Here is a 23247-nt window from a genome sequence, read left to right as displayed (position 1 = left end):
GAGAAAGAATGGAAAATGTATTGTTGGCCTTTGGTTTAACGTTGATGGCCGGATTAGCTACAGGAATCGGAAGTGTCGTTGCCTTTTTCGCTTCTACGACGAATACAAGGTTTTTATCAGTTGCCTTAGGTTTCTCAGCTGGTGTAATGATTTATGTGTCAATGGTAGAAATCTTCTTCAAAGCACAGGAGTCACTGGTCAGCGCTTTAGGAGAAGGTTTAGGGAACTGGATCAATGTTGCCAGTTTTTTTGGGGGCATGCTCGTAATTGCACTTATCGATAAAGCAATACCTCAGCAGGGGAATCCACATGAACCGAAAAAAGTGGAAGAAATGTCTAAACCAGCTTCAGAAGTTAAAGACAAACAGTTATTGAAGATGGGAACATTTACGGCTTTAGCTATTGCAATTCACAACTTTCCTGAAGGGATTGCTACATTCACTTCAGCCCTTCAGGATCCATCGCTTGGAATTGCCATTGCTGTGGCTATAGCCATTCATAATATCCCTGAAGGAATTGCGGTATCTGTACCTATTTACTTTGCGACGGGAGACAAGAAGAAGGCTTTTAATTTATCCTTTTTATCCGGGTTATCGGAGCCTGTAGGAGCCGTAGTGGCCTATTTAATATTAATGCCTTTCCTAAACGATGTTATGTTCGGAGTTTTATTTGCTGGTGTTGCGGGGATCATGGTATTTATCTCACTTGATGAATTACTGCCGGCATCACGCAAATATGGAGAAGCTCATTTGTCTATATATGGAGTAGTCGCCGGAATGGCGGTCATGGCCATTAGTCTATTGTTGTTTATATAAGAGGAAAAAGTATTAGAAAACGTGTAGAGAAAATATACTCTACACGTTTTTTAATAAGTTTTTTCGTTTTTTAAATCATCGATAACAGTTTGTATATGTTTTTTTGATCTTTTAACCAGCCTCCAGTTTAAGTGAATGGATCCTCTGTCCTTCCTTCCAAGCCTGTAATCATCCGCTGAGCTGACAGCAGAAAGCTGCTTAAATCTTTGTTCAGACTTCTTTTTCAGCCATTCCGCCGTTTTTCTTTTATACAAATCTTCACGTTCATCAGCCTCCAGATGCTTTGAATAGGAAAAAATGAATTTTCCTTTACTGAATATAAATGAAGATGACGATTGGTCAGTAATTTCTAAAGGTATAACTTTGTATCTTCGACCTAAGTACATTATGCTGCTGAAACTTAACTGGTATAAATCATGATGAAGCTTGGTCCATTTTTCATTAATCCAGTCTGCTTTCTTCTTTAAAAAGAGTTCTGCATCATGCCGGGACTTGTTACAGGGTGCTGTGACAACGATACCGTTTAAATCATCTAAGTAAATTTTAATAAATTTAATATCGTTTTCTCTATTAAAATGGTAATACACAACATCATGGCCAATTTCTATTACGGGCATTGCGGTTCCCTCTTTCTCAATATCAATCTTTCTTATTGTAGTAAAAGGGAGATCAGCCGTCAAAGTGTAAATAAAAGACCAGGGGGTGAACTTGACCTGGTCTATAAGACAGAAGATTATTTATAAACCGAAGCACCAACAATGATCAGCAGAATGAACAATACGACGATAAGGGCGAAACCGCCGGCATTGCGTCTCCTTGGATACCCACATCCATATCCTCCATAATAGTTCACATCATTCACCACCTTTTCACTTATAACATTACTCTATGAGCGGGCGTTTGTTATGGAAGGGCATTCGTCTACAGGGCAAATGTAATTTTCATGGATTAGAAGCTTATAAAAAAAGGGTATGGACCTATGAACAGCGTAGTTATTTTTAAGAAACGGAGTGGGAGAAATGAAACCGACGGTCATTGTCACCGGAGCCTCCAGCGGCTTTGGCTACTATACGGCCATCAAATGTGCTCAAAAGAACATGAATGTCATTGCTGCAATACGCAATCCGAACAAAATGAATGTATTTAAACAAGCTGGTCTCAAAGAACAGACAGCTGAGAATATTGCTGTCTGGCCTTTAGACGTTACTAAAGAAGAATCTCTGTCTTTTTTTAGAGAGCAAGTAAACCAATTAAATCGAGTCGATGTACTTGTGAATAATGCTGGATATGCAGTCGGTGGGTTCTTTGAACAAGTACCGATAAAGGATTACCGGCGCCAGTTTGAAACCAATGTGTTTGGGGTGATACAGGTTACTCAGGCTGTGCTTCCTAAGATGAGAGAGCAGCGCCAGGGAAAAATTATAAATGTAAGCAGCGTCAGCGGACTCATTGGGTTTCCTGGTCTCTCTGCATATGTAAGCTCAAAGCATGCATTGGAAGGGCTGACAGAAAGTCTTAGATTTGAAGTGAAACCGTTTGGGATTGATGTGGCCCTGGTAGAGCCAGGCTCCTATGAGACAAATATTTGGTCCTCAGGTCTCGAACTGCCTCAAGCCGTATATGATCCTCATTCACCTTATCATGAATACACCAAGGGGCTATGGAAAGCGTTAAACCGTGAAGTGCATGAAGATCCAGGTAAAGTAGCTGAGCTAATGACAACCCTTGCCGGCCGTGATGAACTAAAAAGACTCAGATATCCAATTGGTCCAGGGGTAAGAGTGAATGTATGGCTTAAAAGACTGCTGCCATGGTCTATATTAGAACGTACAGTCCTTAAAAAAATAATTGGTACGAAGGAGCTGTAGCAATGGAAGAACACCAGGTGTTACGTGGAGCTGAACCTATATATATTGAAGGAAATGAAGTAGGCATTTTAGTGTTACACGGTTTTACGGGAACTACTCAAAGTATGAGAAAGCTGGCAGAAGCTTATGGTAAGGAGGGATACAGTATTGCATGTCCCAGATTAAAAGGGCATGGGACTGCTCCGGAGGATATGGAGGCAGCCACTGCAGAAGATTGGATTGAATCTGTTGAGGAAGCATACCAATGGTTAACACAAAGGTGTTCGAAAATTTTCACAGCAGGTTTATCAATGGGTGGTACTTTAGCTCTGCACTTTGCGGCAGCCCACGAAAATATAGCCGGGGTTATAGCTGTAAATGCTGCTGTAGACATACCAGCCATGGAGAATATTACAGAAACAACTGATGATCGCTTCATAGCCGCGATAGGTTCAGACATTAAGAAGGAAGGGGTTGTGGAGCTGGCGTATAGTAAAACGCCTGTAGCTTCTATTAAACATCTTATTAATCTGATGAGGGGAGTACATGACCGGCTGGCTCAAATCCACTGCCCGATTTTAATTTTTGTGTCAGAAGAGGATCATGTAGTACCGCCTGATAATTCAGAAATGATTTTTGATACAGTGTTATCAGAGCATAAAGAGCTCATTCACCTTGAAAACAGTTATCATGTAGCTACTCTTGATGAAGATGTTGATATTATAATAGAACGCAGTCTTGAGTTCTTTGTGATGTATTCAAATACAATGTAACCTTGTACTCTTACTAATAAGATTCACCACTTGAAAAGCTTGGATGGAAGTAGACATTGCAGCTCATAGTTCCTCCAACATTTGAAGTTAAAGAAATCATAGCTGCCGCCACTTAGGCAATTGCCCTTTCCTATTAATCATGCAAGGATTGGCTACGCTTTCGAGGTATACTATGGTTTCCAACAACAAGCTGGAAAGCATTGGTGAAGGTTTTAGACCAATCAAATTTTCATAATGATTGAAAATTCAGTATAATAGAAATAAGGAGGGGGTTACTATGAATAAGAGAATTCTCGTACCTTATGATGCATCACCCAGCTCAATACGAGCATTAGATTACGCTGTACAATTGGCAGAAGAGTCGAGCGGTCAGTTGATTATCTTAAATGTGCAGTTTGATTATAATACTAGAAACATACGCAAGTTCGCCGGTCAGAATCAGGTAAAGTATTATCAGGAGGAAGCGGCTCGACAATCTTTTGAATCTGCGAAGGAAATTCTGGAAGACAGCAAAGTGGAGCACACATTTCGAAAGAGATTAGGAATACCTGATCAAGTCATCCTGGAGGAAGCTGCTAACGAAGACATTGATTTAATCGTTATGGGCACAAGAGGGGTTGGCCGGGTAAAGGGAGCCATTCTCGGAAGTGTCAGTTATAACGTTCTGCAGTCGGCGGATCTGCCTGTAACGATCGTTCCTTAAAATGGAATTTGTCATAATTTTATTTATCCTTTATAATTAAAAAATAGCAAGAAAAGCAAACGTGAATATAAGCCTTCAAGGGGAGCCTTTGTGCTGAGAGTGAACATAATGTTCTTACCCTTCGAACCTGTCAGTTAGTACTGGCGCAGGGATGGTGGCTTTTTTGATGGCGATGCACGGGATTCCTCCATCAGGAAGCTTCCCTTTTGGCATTGCTTTTTTTGTGTCTTTTAATAAGGGGAGATGCAAATTGAGAAATAATAAAGTTTTGTTCTTAGTAGAAGCGGCGATTTTTTCTGCTTTAGCTATACTATTAGATGTGCTGCCGTTTTTATCTTTTAAACTGTGGGCTCAGGGTGGATCGGTTTCATTTGCTATGGTCCCTGTATTCATAATGGCTTTTCGCTGGGGAATAAAGGGAGGTATAACTACCGGTCTCCTGCTCGGCTTTTATCAATTATTATTAGGTGCTTACATTGTTACGCCTGTACAAACATTTCTCGATTATATTGTAGCCTTTGGAGTAATAGGATTATCTGGAATATTTGCACAGCAGGTGTGGAAAGCTGCGGCAGCCCGGGAAAATAAACAAATAGTTGGCTGGATCGTTGCCGGAGTGTTTATCGGGAGTGCGCTGCGCTTCATCAGTCATTTTGTCGCAGGGATCGCTTTCTATGGTTCTCTTGCTCCTGAAGGAACACCGGTATGGCTGTATTCATTGACCTACAATGGAGGCTATATGCTTCCAACCTTTATTCTTTGTTCAATTATATTAGGTCTGCTGTTTGTTCAGCGGCCGGCTTTGCTTACTCATAAAGCTGCATAATGGATAGAAATGATGTTCATGCGCCCGTGGCGTGAGCATCTTTTTTATTGATTTTGGTTTCATTGACCCCTTTTTAGTGAATCATATAGGATAGTGACGAGGGGGTAAGAGATGAAAAAGCTTAAAAAAATACATAAAAAGAAATGGTTCTGGATCTTTATTGCTATTATAATCCTTCTATCAATTGTGATTGCATATCATACATCCTGGAAAATCCCCCCTGAAGGGGTTGCTTATGAAGGAGAATTTCGTAATGTGGAGGATATCGAATTCTATAATGATTTGACTTATGAGAATGATGACAATGAAGTTATCCATGAGCTGGAGATCTTTGAAGAAATGTATGAAACTATTTCTGAAGCAGAAGATTTTATTGTTATTGATATGTTTTTATTTAATGGATACAGTGACGAAGAAGAAGATTTTCCAAACATAGCGGAGGAGCTGACGGACCGCCTGATTGAACAGAAAGAAAAGCATGAGGATTTAAAGGTTGTGTTTATTACAGATGAAATCAATACAGTTTATGGTTCATATGAATCTGAAGAGATTGACCGTTTAAGAGATCATGAAATTGATGTCGTTTTAACAGATTTAAATAGGCTGAGGGATTCCAATCCTGTTTACTCGAGTATCTGGAGAGTGATGTTCAGCTGGATGGGTACGGGCGGTACAGGGTGGATTGACAACCCATTTGCTAAAGAAGCTCCGGATGTAACGCTTCGTTCTTACTTAAAGCTGCTGAACGTAAAAGCCAACCATAGAAAAGTATTAATTACAGAGGATGCGGCCATGGTATCTACGGCAAATCCTCATGATGAAAGCGGTTTTCATGAGAATGTAGCCTTTAAAATGACGGGGCCGATTATCAAGGATTTGCTGGAAGCGGAAGAAGCGGTGGTGAATTTTTCAGGAGAAGCCGATTACCCCGACTATGAAGACCGTGATTTCGGAGAAGAAAGCGGTAACCTTGAAGTTCAATATATTACAGAACAAAAAATTAAAAATGCTGTAGTTGAAGAACTGAAAAAAGCGGAAGAAGGTGATCAAGTATGGCTCGGTATGTATTATTTAGCCGACCGTCATATTATAGATCAGCTTGATAAAGCAGCGGACAGAGGGGCTGTAGTCAACATTATTATGGACCCGAATAAACAATCATTTGGTCATGAGAAGTCAGGGCTGCCCAACCTGCCTGTAGCAGCAGAAATGAATCAGATGGGCAATGAGAACTTAAATCTTAGATGGTACGAAGTGAATATGGAACAGTTTCATCCTAAACTGCTTTATATTGACCGTAAAGAAGAAAACGTTATTGTCGGCGGATCAGGAAATTATACCCGGCGGAATCTGGCAAACTTGAATTTAGAAGCGGATGTTCGTATTAAGGGGGATCCGGATGAAGAAATATTTACAGAAGTCGATGATTTCTTTACGAGGATCTGGGAAAATGAAGATGGAAATTATACGGTGGAATATGAAGAGTATCAGGATGAGTTAACCACCTTTCGTTATATAACGTATCACCTGCAGAAATGGAGTTGGTTTACCTCATATTAATACAAGAGGCCGGGACATAAGTAAAGCAATGATGTCAAAAGTAAATTATAAATAATTGAATAGTATAAACGCAGGTTATTAGCGTAGACTTCTGTGGGAACAGCGTGAGTCAAAGATCCCGCAGCCTGATCATAAACAATCCGAACTGATTTTAATAGAATCGTTCGGATTGTTTTATGCTTAGTTCTGTCATCTCCCAGGCTCTTTTCTATTATTAGAGGTTTTTGCTAGTTTTTGTCGAAGTAAACGAATTAGGAGGGATGTATTTTGAACGAGATCATAGCAACATATTCTATAGCAGCTGTTGATCCGGAAACCGGAGAAGCAGGAGTAGCTGTTCAGTCAAAGTTTTTAGGTGTAGGGTCAGTCGTTCCGTGGGCAAAAGCTGGAGTCGGTGCCGTAGCTACGCAGGCTTTTGCAAATCCGTCGTACGGGCCGGATGGGTTAACTTATTTAAGAAATGGGAAGTCTGCTCAGCAGACGCTAGACGCCTTAATTGCTAATGACAAGGATGCATCGGAGCGTCAGGCAGGTGTAGTAGATGCCCTGGGGAATGCAGCTACTTTCACCGGTGAGAATTGCTATGATTGGGCAGGAGGAATAACCGGAACAAACTATGCGGCGCAAGGTAATATATTAGTCAATGAAGAAACAGTAACGGAGATGGGCAGGGTATTCGAGGGAAGTAATGGCACGCTGGCTGATCGACTGCTCGCCTCATTACAAGCTGCACAGGAAGCTGGAGGCGACAGCCGTGGCAAACAGTCTGCAGCCATTTACGTAGAGAAAGAAAATGGCGGGTATGGGGGATTAAGTGATGTGTATGTTGATTTGCGGGTAGATGATCATCCTGAACCAATTGAAGAATTATTTCGTATATATCACTTACACCAGCTCTACTTCGCTAAACCCAGGCCTGAAAACATTAAGCCAATAGAAGGTTCTTTAAAAGAAGACGTTGTTATGGGGCTTTATAGAGCTGGTTATTTGGAGTCAACACAAGTAAATGAAGAAAGTTTTTATAAAGGGCTGACAGCTTTTCTTCACACTGAAAATTTCGAAGAGCGAGAGCTGGAGAAAGGATTTATAGATGACGAGGTCGTTCAGTTTCTTAGAAAACTAAAGCGTTGATAACTGTCCGTAAAGGGCAGTTTTATTTTTGACATACATTATATTTTAGATTAATATCTAATTAGATACATATTAAATTTAAGTGAGGTTTTATTTATGCAATTAGACAAAATGGTTGGTTTTTATAAAGCGATTGGGGATCCGACACGGATCCGGATAGTTTCACTTCTAAAAAATGGGCCGCTTCACGGGCAGGCGATCGCCCATAAACTTGGCTTAAGAGCTCCGACCATTACTCATCACTTAAAAAAATTAAAAGAAACAGGTATGCTTTACTCGCGTAGAGACAAGAATACAATTTATTTTTATTTAGATGAAAAAAGGCTGGATTTTATGGCTACAGCTATTCTAAGACTGGGGGTTGATGAAGTGAAAGATAAAGAGTTTTATATGACTGAGACTGAGCAGATGAAAATTTTACGCAGTTTTATACGTAAAGATGGAACGCTTAGCCAGATGCCTGGTCAGTTAAAGAAGAAGCTTGTAATCTTGTCCTATTATGTGCAGGGGTTCGAAACAGGGAAAGTATATAGTGAAAAGGAAGTAAACAATTATGTGAAACAGTTCTATGATGATTTTGCCACAATGAGGCGGGAATGGATTATGCAGCAATTTATGTATAGAGAAAATAACCAGTATGAACTCAACCCTAAAGAAATGTGGCCCGTGGTTGTAAAACGGTAGTGCCTGGCGGATTGTCAGGTTATTTTTTTCTTTGTTAATTAGATACATATCTAAGTAGGTGTGTGAATGAACATTATTTCTACGCGGCACCCTTACCGTCATTTATTTAAAGCAGGTATTGTGAATGGGTTAGGAGATCGTTTTAGTCAGGTGGCCGTTCTGGCATTGCTATTAGAGTTAACAGGTTCAGGCTTACTGGTCGGGGCAGTAATGGGGCTCAGAGTCTTACCTTTCTTGATTTTCTCTCCTTTAAGCGGCAGGCTGGCTGATCATTACAACAAACGCACTTTAATGATAGCTGCAGATATACTTCGCTTTCCATTTGCAATGATGTTCTTATTGGTAGATTCAAAACAGGATTTGTGGATGATCTACGTTGGGGTTATGGGCCTGGCATGTGGGGAAGCTTTTTATCAGCCTTTACGGAAAAGTACCATTGGTGCAATTATAGCTCCGGAACAATTAGTCAAAGTTAATGCGTTAGAACAAGTGATCACAGGGATCGTTCTTATTTTAGGATCGATAACAGGAGGAGCTGCGGCTTACTTTCTAGGAGCTGAAATATCTTTTTTGATAAATGGTATAACCTTTCTAATATCCGCCTGGTTTATACGTCAGATGCCGGATCTGCGGGAAGAGCTTATCTCTGACACAGACCGTACTTCTCATAGCCGATGGCATCGGCAGCTTCCCTTGATTCTATGGATGGTCGTTATTCTTCAATGTTTGACAGCTGTAACTGATGGAGTATTTAACGTGTTGATCAGCTTCTACGGGGCGGAGGTATTTGATTATGGAGATATAGGCATCGGTTTCCTCTATGGGGCCCTTGGTACAGGACTTGTGGTCAGTTTCTTTGTCATTCATTTGTTTAAGAATAAGCTGATAATCAATGCACTTATTGCTCTATTCATTGAAGGGTCGATGCAGATAGCGGCAAGCCAGGCTGCGACCATTTGGCTGACAGTGGTAATCTTTACTTTAATAGCAGCGGCGGGAGGGATAAGTGCAGCATGTTTAGATACAGAAATAATGAAAAGCACGAAGCAAAGTCACCAGGGGCGAATATTTGGCTGGCTCGAATCTGTTACTAATATCCAACTAGGACTGTCGATGTTAGCCGGTGGACTGCTGCTCGAATATTATCCTGTGCAGTGGGTTGGACTTGCAGGAGGCGCAGTCAATTTAGCACTGGCTGTATTGTTTATTTCAATGACCATCATCTTACAGAAAAGAAGTTTTATAACAATACATTGAAAATTCTTTAAATAATAGATCGTTTCATCCGATAAAGAGAGAAGGAGAGACATTAAAGGGGGCATTAATTTGAAGAAAAGCAAAAAAGGCAGACGAGGTTTTTTAACAAAAGGAATACAGAGGCAATTTCTATTTCCATTTTTGTTATTTATTCTGTTGACAGGCGTAGTCGTAGCGGGTACGAGCTATTGGTTTAGTTTGAATAATACGACAGAAGCGATGACGGACAACGTCGAGCAGCAGATGGATACAATGAGTGATTCCTTTGACACGCTGTTTGACAGTATAAGTCATAATGCAAATAGATATGCAGAGGATGAAGCATTAACTGCACCAAATGAAAATAGAGAGGAAATATTGGACAAGTTTGGAGAAACTCAATTGTCCAACCCGTACATATTAAACATATATATGGGAGAAAAAGAAACCCAGGATATGTTTATATACCCAGAGGCGGACCTCGGTGAAGATTATGACCCGACGGACCGTCCTTGGTTTACGCAGGCTGAAGAAAGTCCAGGAGAGGTCATATGGACTGAGCCTTATGAAGATGCAGCAACAGGGGATACCATTGTAAGTGCTGCCCGGGCGATTGAGGATGGAAGTGAAGTGTCAGGAGTGTTTGCCATAGATTTCACCGTCAATACATTATTTGAAATGATTGATGAGGTGGAGGTCGGTGAAACGGGAAGTGCGATGCTCTTAAGTGAGTCCGGGGTTTATCTTGCCCACCCAAATGAAGAATTAATTGGAGAAAGCGCGGAAGATGAACCGTTTTATTCAGCGGTCATGAATGGGGAGTCCGGCTCTCAACAATATAATGACGGTGAAGAAAAAACGGTAGCCTTTTCTACTAACGAGAAGACAGGATGGAAAATGGCCGGCACGGTTCAGGTCTCCGATTTTGTCTCTCAGGCTAATACTATAATTTTACCTATTATCCTGGTGCTGACGGGAGTCATCCTTCTTTCTTTATTTAGTGCACTCTATTTAACACGCTATTTAACAAAGCCTATTAAACAGCTTCAGGCTGCGATGCACGAAGCCGGAAAAGGTAACTTTGCGATTGATGCAAAATTGGAACGAAATGATGAAATCGGTGAACTTTCTAGAGATTTTGATCAAATGATTCAGTCCATTCGATCGCTTATATCCCAGGTCAAGCATTCGGCTGGTCAGGTCAGCAGTTCAGCTGAAAACGTAGTGGCCACTTCGGAAGAAAACTCAGCTTCTTCCTATGAGATTTCGAAGGCTGTTCAAGAAATTGCGGAAGGGGCACAAAACCAATCACAACTTATGGATGAAAGTGTTCAATCCTCACAGACTCTTGCTGAAACCATTCAAGGAGTTGTGGGTCAAAGTGAAAACATTAAAGTAAAATCAGATGAGCTTTTGAATCAGTCTGAAGAGGCAAAGATTATAGTTGAGAAATTACGCAGTCATTCCAATCAAACAACGACTATGACCAGTGAAATGAAAGAATCGATAGAAGACCTGCAGCACAGTTCAGAGAATATAAATCAAGTGGTAAGCACAATTTCAGGAATTGCGGGCCAAACTAATTTATTAGCACTAAACGCAGCGATTGAGGCCGCCCGTGCAGGAGAAGCCGGAAAGGGATTTGCGGTAGTTGCTGAAGAAGTCCGAAAGCTTGCCGAACAGTCTGAAACGGCACTTACCGATGTTTCCTCTATGATTGAACATATGCAGGACCGGACAAAGAACATTGTGAAACTAATTGAAGATACAGGAGAGGTAGTTGTGCGGCAGGAAGAATCCGTGAATGAAACGGAGCAATCCTTTGACGGAGTCTTTCAAAACGTTGCTGACAATGTTGAGGCCATTAATCATATTATTTCTTCTATGCAGAATATGAATCATCAAAAGGATCAGCTCGTTCAAAATATAGACGGCATTAGTAACGTAACGGAAGAAACGGCTGCCTCAGCTCAGCAGGTCTCTGCTTCTGTACAGGAAAGCAATGCTGCCATGGAGCAGTTGAACCAGCTGGCAGAAGATCTTGAAAGTGTAGCAGCGTCCATGGAAAGTGAACTGCAAAACTTTCAATTGAATGAAGACACTTCTGATGAGGAACCAGTATCATTAAATTTGGATCATAAACATTATGAAAATCAAAAAGCGGGATGAGTGCTGCTCGCCTGGCAGGAACGGGTGAAGGCAGCTATTCAAAGCTAGTTTATCTACAGCTGGAAATAGATTATCTCCCTGACCACAAAAAACAGTCTGTTTAACAGGCTGTTTTTTGTATGGAGATATAGGCAGGAGGTTTGAACGTAAAGATTTAAGGTTAAACATTATTATATCTGTAAAACAAGGGGGAGGGCTGACATTTGTTTCAGCTTACATACATGAAACCCCTTACAATCACCGGTTTACAAGAGGAACAAACTTTTGCATAACAGAATCTTTTATAAAGAGCTTCTGCAATAAAGCTATTTTGATGAGTTTTATAATGGGAGGGGTATAAGGTGTTAGAGAGAGAACATACAGTTGTAACGATTAATGGAAAGGAATACTTGGCCGATCCGGGACAGAATTTAATTGATCTCATTAATTCGTCGGGAGAAAATGTACCTCAAATCTGTTATAACGAATCCTTAGGTCCTATACAGACGTGTGATACTTGCGTTGTCCAGGTCAATGGAGAAATGCAGCGTGCGTGCGGTCTAAAGGTAGAAGCAGGAATGAAGGTGCAGACTGAGCTTCCGCAAGTTCAAATGGCCCAAAAAGAAGCGCTGGACCGCATTTTAGAAAACCATGAGCTTTATTGTACGGTATGTGATTACAACAACGGTGATTGTGAGATTCATAATACAATGGCTGAATTTGGTTTGGAACACCAGTCACGACCGTTCCAGGAAAAACCTTACAACCGGGACGATTCAGGTTCGTTTTATCGGTACGATCCGGATCAATGTATATTATGCGGCCGCTGTGTAGAGGTTTGTCAGGACGTACAAGTGAATGAAACGTTAACTATCGATTGGGAGCTCCAGCAACCCAGAGTCATTTGGGATAATGATGTACCTATGGACCAATCATCCTGCGTTAATTGCGGACAGTGTTCCACCGTCTGTCCTTGTAATGCGATGATGGAGAAAGGGATGGAGGGAGAAGCAGGCTTTCTGACAGATCAGGAACCGGGGCTTTTAAAGTCCATGATTGAATTAACAAAGAAAGTTGAGACGGGCTATGGGCCGTTATTTGCCGTGTCAGATTCTGAAGCGGCAATGCGTGAAGAACGTATTAAGAAAACAAAAACAGTATGTACATACTGCGGTGTCGGCTGTTCATTTGATGTATGGACGAAAGACCGTCAAATTTTAAAGGTAGAGCCGAATGCAGAATCTCCAGCTAATGGAATTGCCACGTGTGTCAAAGGGAAGTTTGGATGGGATTATGTGAATAGTGAAAAACGTCTCACTAAACCTCTTATCCGCCGCGGAGAATCATTTGAAGAAGTTGAATGGGATGAGGCAATTTCATATGTGGCTGAGAGGTTAACTGAAATAAAAGAGACAAAAGGAGCAGACGATTTAGGCTTTATTTCATCTTCCAAAGCCACAAATGAAGAGTCTTATCTCATGCAGAAGCTGTCCCGCCAGATTATTGGCACAAATAATGTAGATAACTGTTCAAGGTACTGTCAGTCGCCTGCTACAAAAGGATTGTTTAGAACTGTAGGCCACGGAGGCGATTCAGGATCCATAGATGATATTGCCAAGGCGGATTTAGTGATTACAATTGGGTCTAACACTGCTGAATCCCATCCAGTGCTTGCATCAAGAATCAAGAGGTCCCAAAAACTGTTTGGTCAGAAGCTTTTTGTTTTTGATCTTCGTAAGCATGAAATGGCAACAAGAGCCGACCGTTTTTATCAGCCTAAATCAGGAACGGATTTAGTGTGGCTCTCAGCAGTATCCAAATATATTCTTGATCAAGGTCTGGAGGATCAGCAGTTTATAGAAGAATGGGTCAATGATTTTAACGCTTATCGTGAAAGCCTGGAACCGTATACTTTGGAATACGCTTCAGAACTAACCGGGATACCAAGAGAAGAGATCATTCAAGTAGCAGAGGAAATAGCAGGGACAGATAAGGTATCAATTTGCTGGGCTATGGGTGTAACTCAGCATATGAAAGGCAGTGACACGAGTACAGCCATTTCCAACCTTTTATTATTAACCGGTAATTACAGGCGGGAAGGCTGTGGGGCTTATCCATTACGGGGTCACAATAATGTGCAGGGATGCAGCGATTTCGGAAGTATGCCTAACTTTTTCCCCGGCTATGAAGAAACGACAGATGATCAAGTACGGTCCCGTTATGAAAAAGAATGGAACTGTACGATTCCTAAGGAGCCGGGGAAAGACAACCATCAAATGATAGAAGCAATTCATGATGGAAACTTAAGTGCTATGTATGTAATCGGAGAAGACACGGGAATTGTGGATGCGAACATTAACTACGTAACGTCAGCATTTGAGAAATTGGATCTATTTATTGTACAGGATTTGTTTTTTACTAAAACAGCTGAATATGCTGATGTGGTTCTTCCTGCAGTCCCAAGCTTGGAGAAGGAGGGGACGTTTACTAATACAGAGCGGAGAATTCAACGTTTGTATAAATCCCTGGACCCTCTGCCTGGTTCGAAGCCGGATTGGGAAATTCTCCAGTTAATTGCTAGAGAATTGGGAGGCAGCTGGAACTATCAGCACCCTTCAGAAATTATGGCTGAAGCAGCCGGACTGGCTCCGTTGTTTGCCGGAGTAACTTATGAACGTCTGGAAGGTTACAATTCTCTTCAATGGCCAGTTGCCGAAGACGGAACGGATGAGCCGCTGCTATTCCAGAATGGTTTCCCATTTGAAGATGGTAAAGCCCGGTTCTTTCCTCTGGAGTTTGAGTTAGAGTATGATACTACGGAAGAATATGATTTACATGTCAATAATGGCCGGCTGCTCGAACACTTTCACGAAGGAAATATGACGTATAAGGTTGAAGGTATTGCAAGAAAAACACCGAATCCTTTTGTCGAAGTGTCTCCAGAGCTGGCCAGAGAAAGAAGTCTGCGGGAAGGGGCTGAAATTAAGCTTATATCTCCAGCAGGTGAAGCCACTGGAACGGTAACCGTTACTGACCGTGTGAGAGGGAAAGAATTATTTATTCCGATGAGTGCGAACGGTAAATCGGCGGTTAATTTCCTGACGGATAACAGGGTAGACAAAGATACAAATACACCGGCCTATAAGGAAATAGCAGTCCGGATGGAAGTATTGAAAAAAGAAGGAAAGTCTCCTATTCCTTCCAATAATCACCGAAAAGGCAGCCCGGTACCTCAAATTAGTGTGAACGTGGAAAATAAGTGGGAACGAGCAGACTATGTGTTCCCAGGGGATCAGGTGAATAAAGATGGCTAAATCGATTACGAATATAAAACGGCTGGAAATTCCTAAGGAAGAACAACAGGCCCGCGACCTTGAAGAAGTAAAAGAGGCAGTTTCCGAGAATAAAGATGCCATTTTAAAAGGTATAAAGTTATTAAATGCCTTAAATGAAACAGGTACGTTAGATTCCGCTTATGCCCTCTCTCATTCCAAAGGAAAAGCATTAAAGTATATAGTGGAAGAAATAAGTAAGGATCATTATGCTCAAATGCTGGAAAATATTCCAGAGATCGTATTTATGCTCGGTGATTTAGATGTGAAAACCGTGCGGGAAACTACTGCACGGGTAAACGAAGGAATTAAAGAAATGAATGAAACTGGAGCGGAGCAGAAAACCAAAATTATTGATCTTGCAAAAGCTCTGAAGGATCCTGAAATAAATCGCAGTGTGACAATGTTAATGCAGTTTCTAAAAGGAATGGGACGTGAATAAGAGGAAGCAGCTTAGCTTGTAGAGAAACTTCTGGTTTCTCTACAAGCTATTTTTTATGAAAATCCGGAAGCGGTGACGCTCTCGGATTTCAACATATACTCTCAAATTTAAGATTTAGAAATGATCAGTTTCACATTCGTCTTAAAATAACCATATTTCAAAAAAGAACCATGCAATCATAAACAATTGAATTAAGATTTTTGCCAGACTGCCACTTAAAAAACCAAATAAAGAACCTAGTGCAGCTTTACCCGCATCTTGGGCCGAACGCTCCTGTAAAAGTTCAATGATTAACACCAGCACAAAAGGAACAACAATAATTCCAAATGGAGGAATGACAAACGAACCGACTATCACTCCGACAGCTGCTGCTCGTTCTCCCCATTTACTGCCTCCGTATTTTTTTACGTAATAACTGTTGGCAATAATGTCTGCAACTATAAGCAGAACAGTCAAAAGAATCATCGCTATCCAAAACAAAATACTGAGGTTCACACTATTGATAAAGAACTGGTAAGCTAAAAATCCGAGCCAAAGTACTAATGGACCAGGGATTATAGGAAAGATCAAACTAGCAAAACTTGCAATAAACAGCAATATAATAATGAGCCACACAATTATGTCCATAACCACGCCTCCTCTATCTTACACTACGACAGCATGAATAATTTTATTTTACCAGAAGGCGGTTGATAATACTGCTCTTGATATTTAAATAAGAATTCAATGTAGATTTTATAAAGTACTAGAGAGGATTCAAAGCAGTTAATTTCACAAATAAAACCCGGACTTCCTGAGCCCGGGTTGAGTTGATTATACGTCCTGTCTTGTTGGCGGGGCCATAAATTCAGGACCGACAGGGTTTTTAACATGCTTATCCAAGATGTTGTCAATTTCCTTTAAGGCGTCTTGACCAATAGTGAAGTCAGTGATCTCATCTACGGGATCAAGCTGGTCCGGGCGTCTTCCACCCATGAGAGCCACACCTGAACCTGGCTGTTCTAATACCCATTTAACGGCTAAATGGAGCACTCGTTTATTGAAATTTTCCTGAGCGAATTGGTCTAATTCATTCACCGCATTTAAATATTGTTCAAAGCGGGGCTCCTGGAATTTCGGATCATTGTTTCGCAGGTCATCCCCTTTAAAGGAACGATCTTTTGACATTTTCCCGGATAATAACCCCCGGCACAGAGAACCATAGGTAACGGTGGTTATTCCATGCTTCTCTGTGTAAGGAAGAATATTCTCTTCAATTTCACGTTCGAATAAATTATAAGGAGGCTGCAATGTATGAATAGGAGCCGCCTCTCTGAAAGTGTCCATTTGTTCAGGAGAAAAGTTACTCACTCCAATGGCTCTGATCTTCCCTTGTTTATACAAATAATGCAGGGCTTCTGCCGTTTCATGTAAAGGGGTCAGCGGATCGGGCCAGTGAATTTGATAAACATCAATATAATCTGTCTTTAGTCGTTTAAGAGAATCCTCAACCTCCTTGTGAATTCTTTCCTTAGTTCCATTTCTAAAAGGCTGTTCATTTGTCCAATCTATAGCTGCTTTAGTAGCTAGAATAAGATCTTCTCGTCTGCCGGACTGTTCTACTGCTTTACCGACGATTTCTTCGGAACGGCCGAAACCGTATACGGGAGCTGTATCAATAAAGTTAATACCTTTATCCAGCGCGGTATGAATGGTTTCAATGGATTGCTTTTCATCAGTGCCGCCCCACATCCATCCACCGATAGCCCAGGTTCCTAGACCTATACGGCTGGCATTCAGGTCATTTTGACTTATCTTTATATGTTCCACTCCAATACCTCCAAGCTAAATAGATTCTTAGGGAGTCTACCCTGTAGAGCAGCAGCTTAACCTTTTTTAAGAATATTAAGAGGTCCAGCCTGCCGTTACAGAAAGTATCGACCCTTCTGTTAAGAGGAGGAGATCTTATTTACTTCAGTCTGTAACTTAGGGATCCATTCCGTTAAGTCACCTAAAAGGACCTCGTCAAAGACGTAATCTTTTATTGTGGATTCTTTATTCATTAGGACAGATGGGGTCTTTCTCTGTCTTGAATAGTCGGGTAAAAAGCTGAAAGGGGTTACCTGAAGAGAGGTTCCCAGCACAAGCAGACAATCAGCTTGATCCAGCAATGCTTCTGATTCATCATGTGCTGTGATTAAATCCCCGAACAATACGACGTTAGGCTTTAAAATGGCTTTACACGTCTGGCACTTCGGAGGATCATAATCGAGCACATAGTCCATTGAATAGGACTGCCGGCAGCTCGGACAGTTAGCTTTGTCCAATGTTCCATGGTATTCAATTACTTTAGAGCTTCCGGCCTTTTCATGCAGTCCATCCACATTCTGAGTAATAACTGTTACTTGTCTTTCTTCTGTCTCTAATTCTTTAATAAATTGATGAACGACATTTGGTTCATACTGCTTTAATAGCTTTACTTGAAAAATCTGTTTGTACTTCAGCCAAAAATCTACCGGATCATAGAAGAAGTAATGATTCGACATGTAATCTTCCCGTTTAAAATCCTTCGACCATAACCCTTCGCTGGAACGAAAGTCGGGGATGCCGCTCGCAGTTGAAACACCTGCTCCGGTTAAAACCACTAGATTTTGAGCGTCAGCAATCTTCTCGGCGATTTCCCTTAATTTTTCAGTCATACTCACACTTGACTCTCCTTATCGTTTGTTAAATCCTTTCTTTTGGACAAGGTCGGTTACATCCATTCGAATTGTTTTTGAAAAGCGACGGTGCATTTGCTGCGTCCACGTATCGCTTCGATTATTCGACGACCTTTGTTGGTAATAAGAAGCGATCCGTTTATCAAATTCTTGAACAGCCTCATCGTGGAACTGATATTGATTTTCAAAATAAACCGCTTGTTTCGGCAGACGTGGTTTTCGATCAGGCAGATGATCCGGCTCTCCAATCGCCATACCGAACAATGGTATAACATGAGGGGGAAGGGCTAATAATTCATCGACTCTAGCTATATCATTACGGAGACTCCCTAAATAACAGATACCAAGTCCCATTGATTCCGCTGCTATGGCGGCATTCTGAGCAGCTAAGGCAGCATCAATAGCAGAAACGAGAAAATGTTCACTGTTCTCTAGATTTTCTTTCATTTTTAAGGAAACTTCCGGCGGGGCCGAGTGAGTTTGACGGTTCAAATCCGCACAGAATACGAGTAAATGTCCGTTTTCTTTAACATAAGGCTGCCCGCTTACTTCAGCAAGGGAAGCTTTAAGGCTGTCATCTGTCACACCAATAATGGTATAGGCCATCATATAACTTGAGGTAGAAGCTTGCTGCGCAGCTTCTACGATGCAGTCAATTTGTGTGGAGGTAAGCTTTGTATTTTTAAACTTTCGAATACTGCGATGGTTCAGCAGGGTTTCGATAACTTCATTCATGGTCAGCACTCCTTTTTAAATTCGATGTTAGAATAACATAACGTCACGTAAAAAATCTTCCAGTAAACATTAGATAACTTTTACCAGTTTAAAGGATTTCTGTCGATAGAGGTAGAATTAATACAGTAACGAGAAAGGGGAAGGAAATAGGAGGGGGATATATGATGGCCGAGGTTTATGATTTTGAACAATTTAAATCTAAAAAAGAAATGAAGAGGGTTACTCAGGAAAATATCGTTTATGAGATATACTTATCGACAGTTAAATATGTAAGACAGTACAGCTCTGCCGATCCAGTCGGACATATAACGACAGATTTATCTCTATACCGATTATTTGAAGGGGACAGGCAGCTGTTTCATAAAGCGTTTAAAGATCTAACAGACTATTGGAAAATTGAGGTCGATTCAAATATCGACTATACTGCCGGAAAAGAGTTCGAAGCTTTTCCAACCGTTGGTCACTTGTGCACATTTATTGAAGGAAGAATAAAAGGTAATGATGCCTGAAATTCTTTCTTTTTATTTTGCAGGATTTTAAGTTCAATAACTTTTTCTTAATGAAGAGTTTGATATAATAAGGGACAACGTTAAAAAGGGAAAATAAGGAGGAAATCATGAAATACTTAAAAAGCTTGATCCTTATTTCTTCTTTTATAGTACTAGTGGGATGCTCGGATCAGCCAGATCCTGAAGCTACAGTAGAGAACTATATGGAAGCATGGGAAAATGAAGAATTTGGAGAAATGTATGACTTATTGAGCGAAGAATCTCAGGATGCAATTAGTCAGGAGGATTTCGAAGAGAGGTATACGAATATTTACGATGGTATTGAAATGGATAATCTCTCAGTTACATATGAATCTCCTGAAGAGAAGCAAGATTATGATGAAGAAGATAAACCTGCCTACGATTATGATGTACAAATGGAAACTTTGGCAGGCGAACTGGATTTTTCTCATCAGGCTGAATTGGTTTATGAAGAAGGAGATGAGGAAGATCAGTGGGCAGTTGAGTGGAATCCGTCGATGATCTTTGCTGGAATGGAAGAAGGAGATGAAATCAGCGCTCAATCACTTTCTTCTGAAAGAGGAGAGATTTTTGATGTGAATGGAGACCCTTTAGCTGAAAATGGGTCCGTCCAGGAAGTTGGAGTGGTACCTGAGCAGTTAGAAGACGAGGAAGAAGAAGTGAAAGAAGAACTGGCAGATATATTGAATACTTCAGTAGAATATATTGATACTCAGCTTGATCAGTCCTGGGTTCAATCATCTTCTTTTGTACCGGTAGGGTCAGTTGCCTTAGAGGATGAAGAAACAATTGATGAAATTAATGAATTGAGCGGGACTCAACTGCAGGAAGCAGACGCACGAGTCTATCCAGCAGGAGAAGCAGCTGCCCATATCATCGGTTATGTGGATGATATAAACGCAGAACAACTGGAAGAGAGAAGTGAAGAAGGTTATACGGCTTCTGACCAAGTCGGCCAGGCAGGGTTAGAACAAGTATTAGAGGATGAACTGCGTGGTGAGGCAGGCGGAAAAGTGGCAATTAACGACGATGAGGGTAACGAAAAAGATGTCCTCGCCGAAAAGGAAGCTACGAACGGAGAAGATGTTGAGCTTACACTGGATTTGGAGGTACAGGAGACAATCTATGATGAAATGGACGGAAAACCAGGCTCTTCCGCAGCTCTTGATCCACAGACAGGGGAAGTAAGAGCGATGGTAAGTTCTCCCGCCTACGATCCAAATGAGTTTATTCTTGGTGTGAGCGGTGATCGGAGAACAGAGCTTCAGGAGCAAGAAGGTTCACCGTTAAGTAACAAGTTCAGCGGTACGTATTCACCTGGTTCTACCTTTAAGCCAATTACGGCTGCGATCGGGCTTGAAACCGGGGAGATAGATCCAGATGAAGAAATGTCTATTGACGGGAAGTCCTATACGAAAGATGGCTGGGGAGATTATTCTGTATCGAGAGTAGATGGAGCGAATGTTGATAATAATGTAAACCTTAGAGATGCACTTGTCCGCTCGGATAACATTTACTTTGCACGGTCGATTATTGATATTGGCGGCGAAGCGTTTTTAGAGGAATCTGAGAACTTTGGGTTTGATGAAGATTTTCCGTTTTCTTATCCGATCTCAAGTTCACAAATTTTAAATGAGGAAGAATTTGAAAGTGAGGCTCTGCTTGCAGATACAGGTTATGGTCAAGGGCAGGTATTGATGAGTCCGCTGCATCTTGCTGCAGCGTATACTCCGTTTATAACCGGGGGCGATCTTATCCAGCCTGTGATGCAGTCGGATGAAGAAACAGAGCAGTATTGGAAAGAAGATGTCATCAGTGAAGATACCGCTTCTACTATTTCTGAAAACCTGCAAGCTGTTGTGGAGGATTCAGAGGGTTCTGCATACGACCCACAGGTAGAAGGATTAAGTCTTGCAGGAAAGACGGGTACAGCTGAGTTAAAAGAATCTCTTGATGATGAGGACGCGCAGGAGAACGGATGGTTTGTTGCCTGGGATACATCTTCAGAAGATTTAATTGTCTCTATGATGGTTGAAGACGTAGAGGACGGAAGCGGCGATGTTGTCCCGCTGGTAAAAAACGTATTTAGTGAATTGGAATAAAGTAAAGCATCAAGTGAACTTTGACTGTTCACTTGATGCTTTTTTAGTAGTATTTGTATATACTATTAATAGATCACGTAAAGGAGCTGATGTGTTATGAAATCATTAATTCTTGGAATATACGTTCATAAGTTATTAGAACATGGAGGACATATCAGCTAAGCGGAGGTCCTCCTAAAAAACAGGAGGAATAGAGTGAAAAAGTTGTTGGTACCAGTACACGTTAGAGAACAGCTTCAGAGTGAAGAACAAGCGGGAAGAATTGCACGTTCAACGTCAAGTATTTTTACAATATGGACGGAGAAAGGTTTAATACAGGCTGAGGTTTCTGGAAAGCTTCGCCATCAAGGAGACGCTTGGCCTGTAGTGGGAGACTGGGTTGTTTATAAATCTTCCAGCAGCGATAAGGCTGTAATTCAGCGAGTGTTAGCGAGAACGACTGTTTTTTCGAGAAAAGAACCCGGCGGCCAGCATAACGAGCAGGTTATGGCAGCGAATATGGATACTGTATTAATCGTGACATCTATTACTACAGAGTTTAATTTACAAAGACTGGAACGTTATGTCTATCAAGTGTATGAAAGCGGGGCAGCTCCGGCGATCGTATGTACAAAGAGTGATTTAAGCGAGGACGCTGCTGAATTTAAGCTCAGCATTGAAAGACGGATACCCGCTGTTCCTGTTTATACGATAAGCAGTGTAGCCCTTGAAGGAATAGAAGAGTTCCATAAAGAACTTAAAAGTGGGCATACGTATTTATTAACCGGTTCTTCAGGAGTTGGGAAATCCACCTTAATTAATCGGCTTCTCGGTGAAGAGGTACTGTCAACAAATCAGGTGAGAGCTAAAGATGACAAAGGTCGTCATACGACTACGCATCGTGAAATGTTTACACTAGACAATGGGGCAGTGATCATAGATACTCCAGGGCTGAGAGAATTGCAATTATGGGGTGGCTCTGATAGTGTGGAGGCGGTTTTTTCAGATATTGAAGCATTAAGCCATTCTTGTAAGTTTCGAAACTGTCAACATAAAAAAGAACCTGGGTGTGCCATTCTTCAAGCGGTTCATAACGGAGAGTTAAGTGAAGAGAGAGTGAAGAATTATCATAAGCTGGAGCGCGAACTTCATCGTCTGGAATTAAAAGATAAATATGGAACTCATCGAGCTAATCGAATTCTGCACGGTCCACGCTCTTCTAAATAAAGAAACAGGCCTAAGATCATCAATCTTAGGCCTGCAGCTTGTTGAGAAACTATCGTTTACTCTAAAGTGTAAACATATCTTGCTTATGCAAAAGGTAAGGGTTTTAGGAAACGACTCGCTTTCCGTGGGCGTACAGTAAGCCTCCTCAGGCTTTGCCTTCCGGGGTCTCACCATGTCCGCACCTCCCACAGGAGTCTCGCCGTTTCCTAAAACCCTTTTTCGATAAATGATCACTAGACCCATAGGCGTTTATGCAATGGTTCCGAGGGCCTCTTGTGATTAAAAGAAACGGAAAAAGGAAGGACTCCTGCGGGACAAGCAGACTGGAAAAGCCCCACAGTTCGCAGACCGAGGAGACTTTCCGCCTGCCCCGCTTAAAAGCGGCGCTTTTTCCTGTTCCTTTTTCTTCTGGTTCTATTGAGGGAACTATGAGACACGATGTACACATACACCCAAACTTTTTCAACAGTCTGCAGGC

21 protein-coding genes and 1 riboswitch are annotated in these 23247 nt (G+C 41.4%); of the genes, 15 read left to right on the top strand and 6 right to left on the bottom strand.

Annotation, left to right across the window (positions count from 1 at the left end; genetic code table 11):
- Positions 1-8: 8 nt before the first annotated feature.
- On the top strand, positions 9-815 hold the full coding sequence (gene zupT / locus LF822_RS05200; RefSeq protein ID WP_253922878.1) for a zinc transporter ZupT: 807 nt from the start codon (positions 9-11) through the stop codon (positions 813-815).
- Between the two features lie 50 nt (positions 816-865).
- On the opposite strand, the gene LF822_RS05195 is transcribed toward zupT, so the two are convergent.
- Both LF822_RS05195 and LF822_RS05190 read right to left on the bottom strand, forming a co-directional pair.
- Entirely contained in the window at positions 866-1432 is a 567-nt protein-coding gene (locus LF822_RS05195) for a YgjP-like metallopeptidase domain-containing protein (protein WP_253922877.1), read from the bottom strand.
- A 116-nt stretch (positions 1433-1548) separates the two neighbouring features.
- On the bottom strand, positions 1549-1668 hold the full coding sequence (locus tag LF822_RS05190; RefSeq protein ID WP_188376296.1) for a YjcZ family sporulation protein: 120 nt from the start codon (positions 1666-1668) through the stop codon (positions 1549-1551).
- Positions 1669-1834: 166 nt separating this feature from the next.
- Here LF822_RS05190 and LF822_RS05185 point away from each other — a divergent pair, with 166 nt between their 5' ends.
- The 11 genes from LF822_RS05185 to LF822_RS05135 all read left to right on the top strand — a co-directional run bounded on the left by LF822_RS05185 (position 1835) and on the right by LF822_RS05135 (position 15497).
- Positions 1835-2683 (top strand): SDR family oxidoreductase, encoded by an 849-nt coding sequence (locus LF822_RS05185; protein ID WP_253922876.1) that lies wholly within the window; start codon positions 1835-1837, stop codon positions 2681-2683.
- 2 nt (positions 2684-2685) lie between these two features.
- Entirely contained in the window at positions 2686-3435 is a 750-nt protein-coding gene (locus tag LF822_RS05180; protein WP_253922875.1) for an alpha/beta hydrolase, read from the top strand.
- Positions 3436-3712: 277 nt separating this feature from the next.
- On the top strand, positions 3713-4138 hold the full coding sequence (locus tag LF822_RS05175; RefSeq protein ID WP_253922874.1) for a universal stress protein: 426 nt from the start codon (positions 3713-3715) through the stop codon (positions 4136-4138).
- 68 nt (positions 4139-4206) lie between these two features.
- Positions 4207-4307: riboswitch (TPP riboswitch) on the top strand.
- An 81-nt stretch (positions 4308-4388) separates the two neighbouring features.
- A complete protein-coding gene (gene thiT / locus LF822_RS05170) occupies positions 4389-4964 on the top strand; it encodes an energy-coupled thiamine transporter ThiT (RefSeq protein WP_253922873.1) in 576 nt (191 codons plus the stop codon).
- Positions 4965-5075: 111 nt separating this feature from the next.
- Complete coding sequence (locus LF822_RS05165) at positions 5076-6524, top strand: phospholipase D family protein (protein WP_253922872.1); 1449 nt, start codon at positions 5076-5078, stop codon at positions 6522-6524.
- A gap of 264 nt (positions 6525-6788) precedes the next feature.
- Entirely contained in the window at positions 6789-7655 is an 867-nt protein-coding gene (locus LF822_RS05160) for a DUF1028 domain-containing protein (protein WP_253923472.1), read from the top strand.
- Positions 7656-7751: 96 nt separating this feature from the next.
- Positions 7752-8339 (top strand): DUF2087 domain-containing protein, encoded by a 588-nt coding sequence (locus LF822_RS05155; protein ID WP_253922871.1) that lies wholly within the window; start codon positions 7752-7754, stop codon positions 8337-8339.
- Positions 8340-8405: 66 nt separating this feature from the next.
- Complete coding sequence (locus tag LF822_RS05150) at positions 8406-9596, top strand: MFS transporter (protein ID WP_253922870.1); 1191 nt, start codon at positions 8406-8408, stop codon at positions 9594-9596.
- A gap of 69 nt (positions 9597-9665) precedes the next feature.
- Positions 9666-11744 (top strand): methyl-accepting chemotaxis protein, encoded by a 2079-nt coding sequence (locus LF822_RS05145; RefSeq protein WP_253922869.1) that lies wholly within the window; start codon positions 9666-9668, stop codon positions 11742-11744.
- A 341-nt stretch (positions 11745-12085) separates the two neighbouring features.
- Positions 12086-15037: a formate dehydrogenase subunit alpha gene (fdhF, locus tag LF822_RS05140; RefSeq protein WP_253922868.1), complete on the top strand. Its 2952-nt coding sequence runs from the start codon at positions 12086-12088 to the stop codon at positions 15035-15037.
- A complete protein-coding gene (locus tag LF822_RS05135; RefSeq protein WP_253922867.1) occupies positions 15030-15497 on the top strand; it encodes a helical membrane plugin domain-containing protein in 468 nt (155 codons plus the stop codon). The genes fdhF and LF822_RS05135 overlap by 8 nt, the downstream gene beginning before the upstream one ends.
- Before the next feature lie 141 nt (positions 15498-15638).
- On the opposite strand, the gene LF822_RS05130 is transcribed toward LF822_RS05135, so the two are convergent.
- From LF822_RS05130 to nfsA, 4 genes are all read right to left on the bottom strand, one after another.
- Entirely contained in the window at positions 15639-16124 is a 486-nt protein-coding gene (locus LF822_RS05130; protein WP_253922866.1) for a DUF456 domain-containing protein, read from the bottom strand.
- 186 nt (positions 16125-16310) lie between these two features.
- On the bottom strand, positions 16311-17306 hold the full coding sequence (locus LF822_RS05125; protein WP_253922865.1) for an aldo/keto reductase: 996 nt from the start codon (positions 17304-17306) through the stop codon (positions 16311-16313).
- A 119-nt stretch (positions 17307-17425) separates the two neighbouring features.
- On the bottom strand, positions 17426-18175 hold the full coding sequence (locus LF822_RS05120) for an NAD-dependent protein deacylase (RefSeq protein WP_253923471.1): 750 nt from the start codon (positions 18173-18175) through the stop codon (positions 17426-17428).
- 18 nt (positions 18176-18193) lie between these two features.
- Entirely contained in the window at positions 18194-18931 is a 738-nt protein-coding gene (gene nfsA, locus LF822_RS05115) for an oxygen-insensitive NADPH nitroreductase (protein WP_253922864.1), read from the bottom strand.
- 161 nt (positions 18932-19092) lie between these two features.
- Between nfsA and LF822_RS05110 the strand changes: the two genes are divergently transcribed.
- The 3 genes from LF822_RS05110 to rsgA all read left to right on the top strand — a co-directional run bounded on the left by LF822_RS05110 (position 19093) and on the right by rsgA (position 22769).
- Positions 19093-19440: a hypothetical protein gene (locus LF822_RS05110; RefSeq protein WP_253922863.1), complete on the top strand. Its 348-nt coding sequence runs from the start codon at positions 19093-19095 to the stop codon at positions 19438-19440.
- A 107-nt stretch (positions 19441-19547) separates the two neighbouring features.
- On the top strand, positions 19548-21563 hold the full coding sequence (locus LF822_RS05105; protein WP_253922862.1) for a penicillin-binding transpeptidase domain-containing protein: 2016 nt from the start codon (positions 19548-19550) through the stop codon (positions 21561-21563).
- A 195-nt stretch (positions 21564-21758) separates the two neighbouring features.
- Complete coding sequence (gene rsgA, locus LF822_RS05100; protein ID WP_253922861.1) at positions 21759-22769, top strand: ribosome small subunit-dependent GTPase A; 1011 nt, start codon at positions 21759-21761, stop codon at positions 22767-22769.
- The last annotated feature ends 478 nt before the right edge of the window (positions 22770-23247 follow it).

Source organism: Halobacillus sp. A5 (genome assembly GCF_024189315.1).
Lineage (GTDB): Bacteria > Bacillota > Bacilli > Bacillales > Halobacillaceae > Halobacillus_A.
Note: the sequence above shows the minus strand (reverse complement) of the source record. Positions and strands in the feature narration are given on the sequence as shown.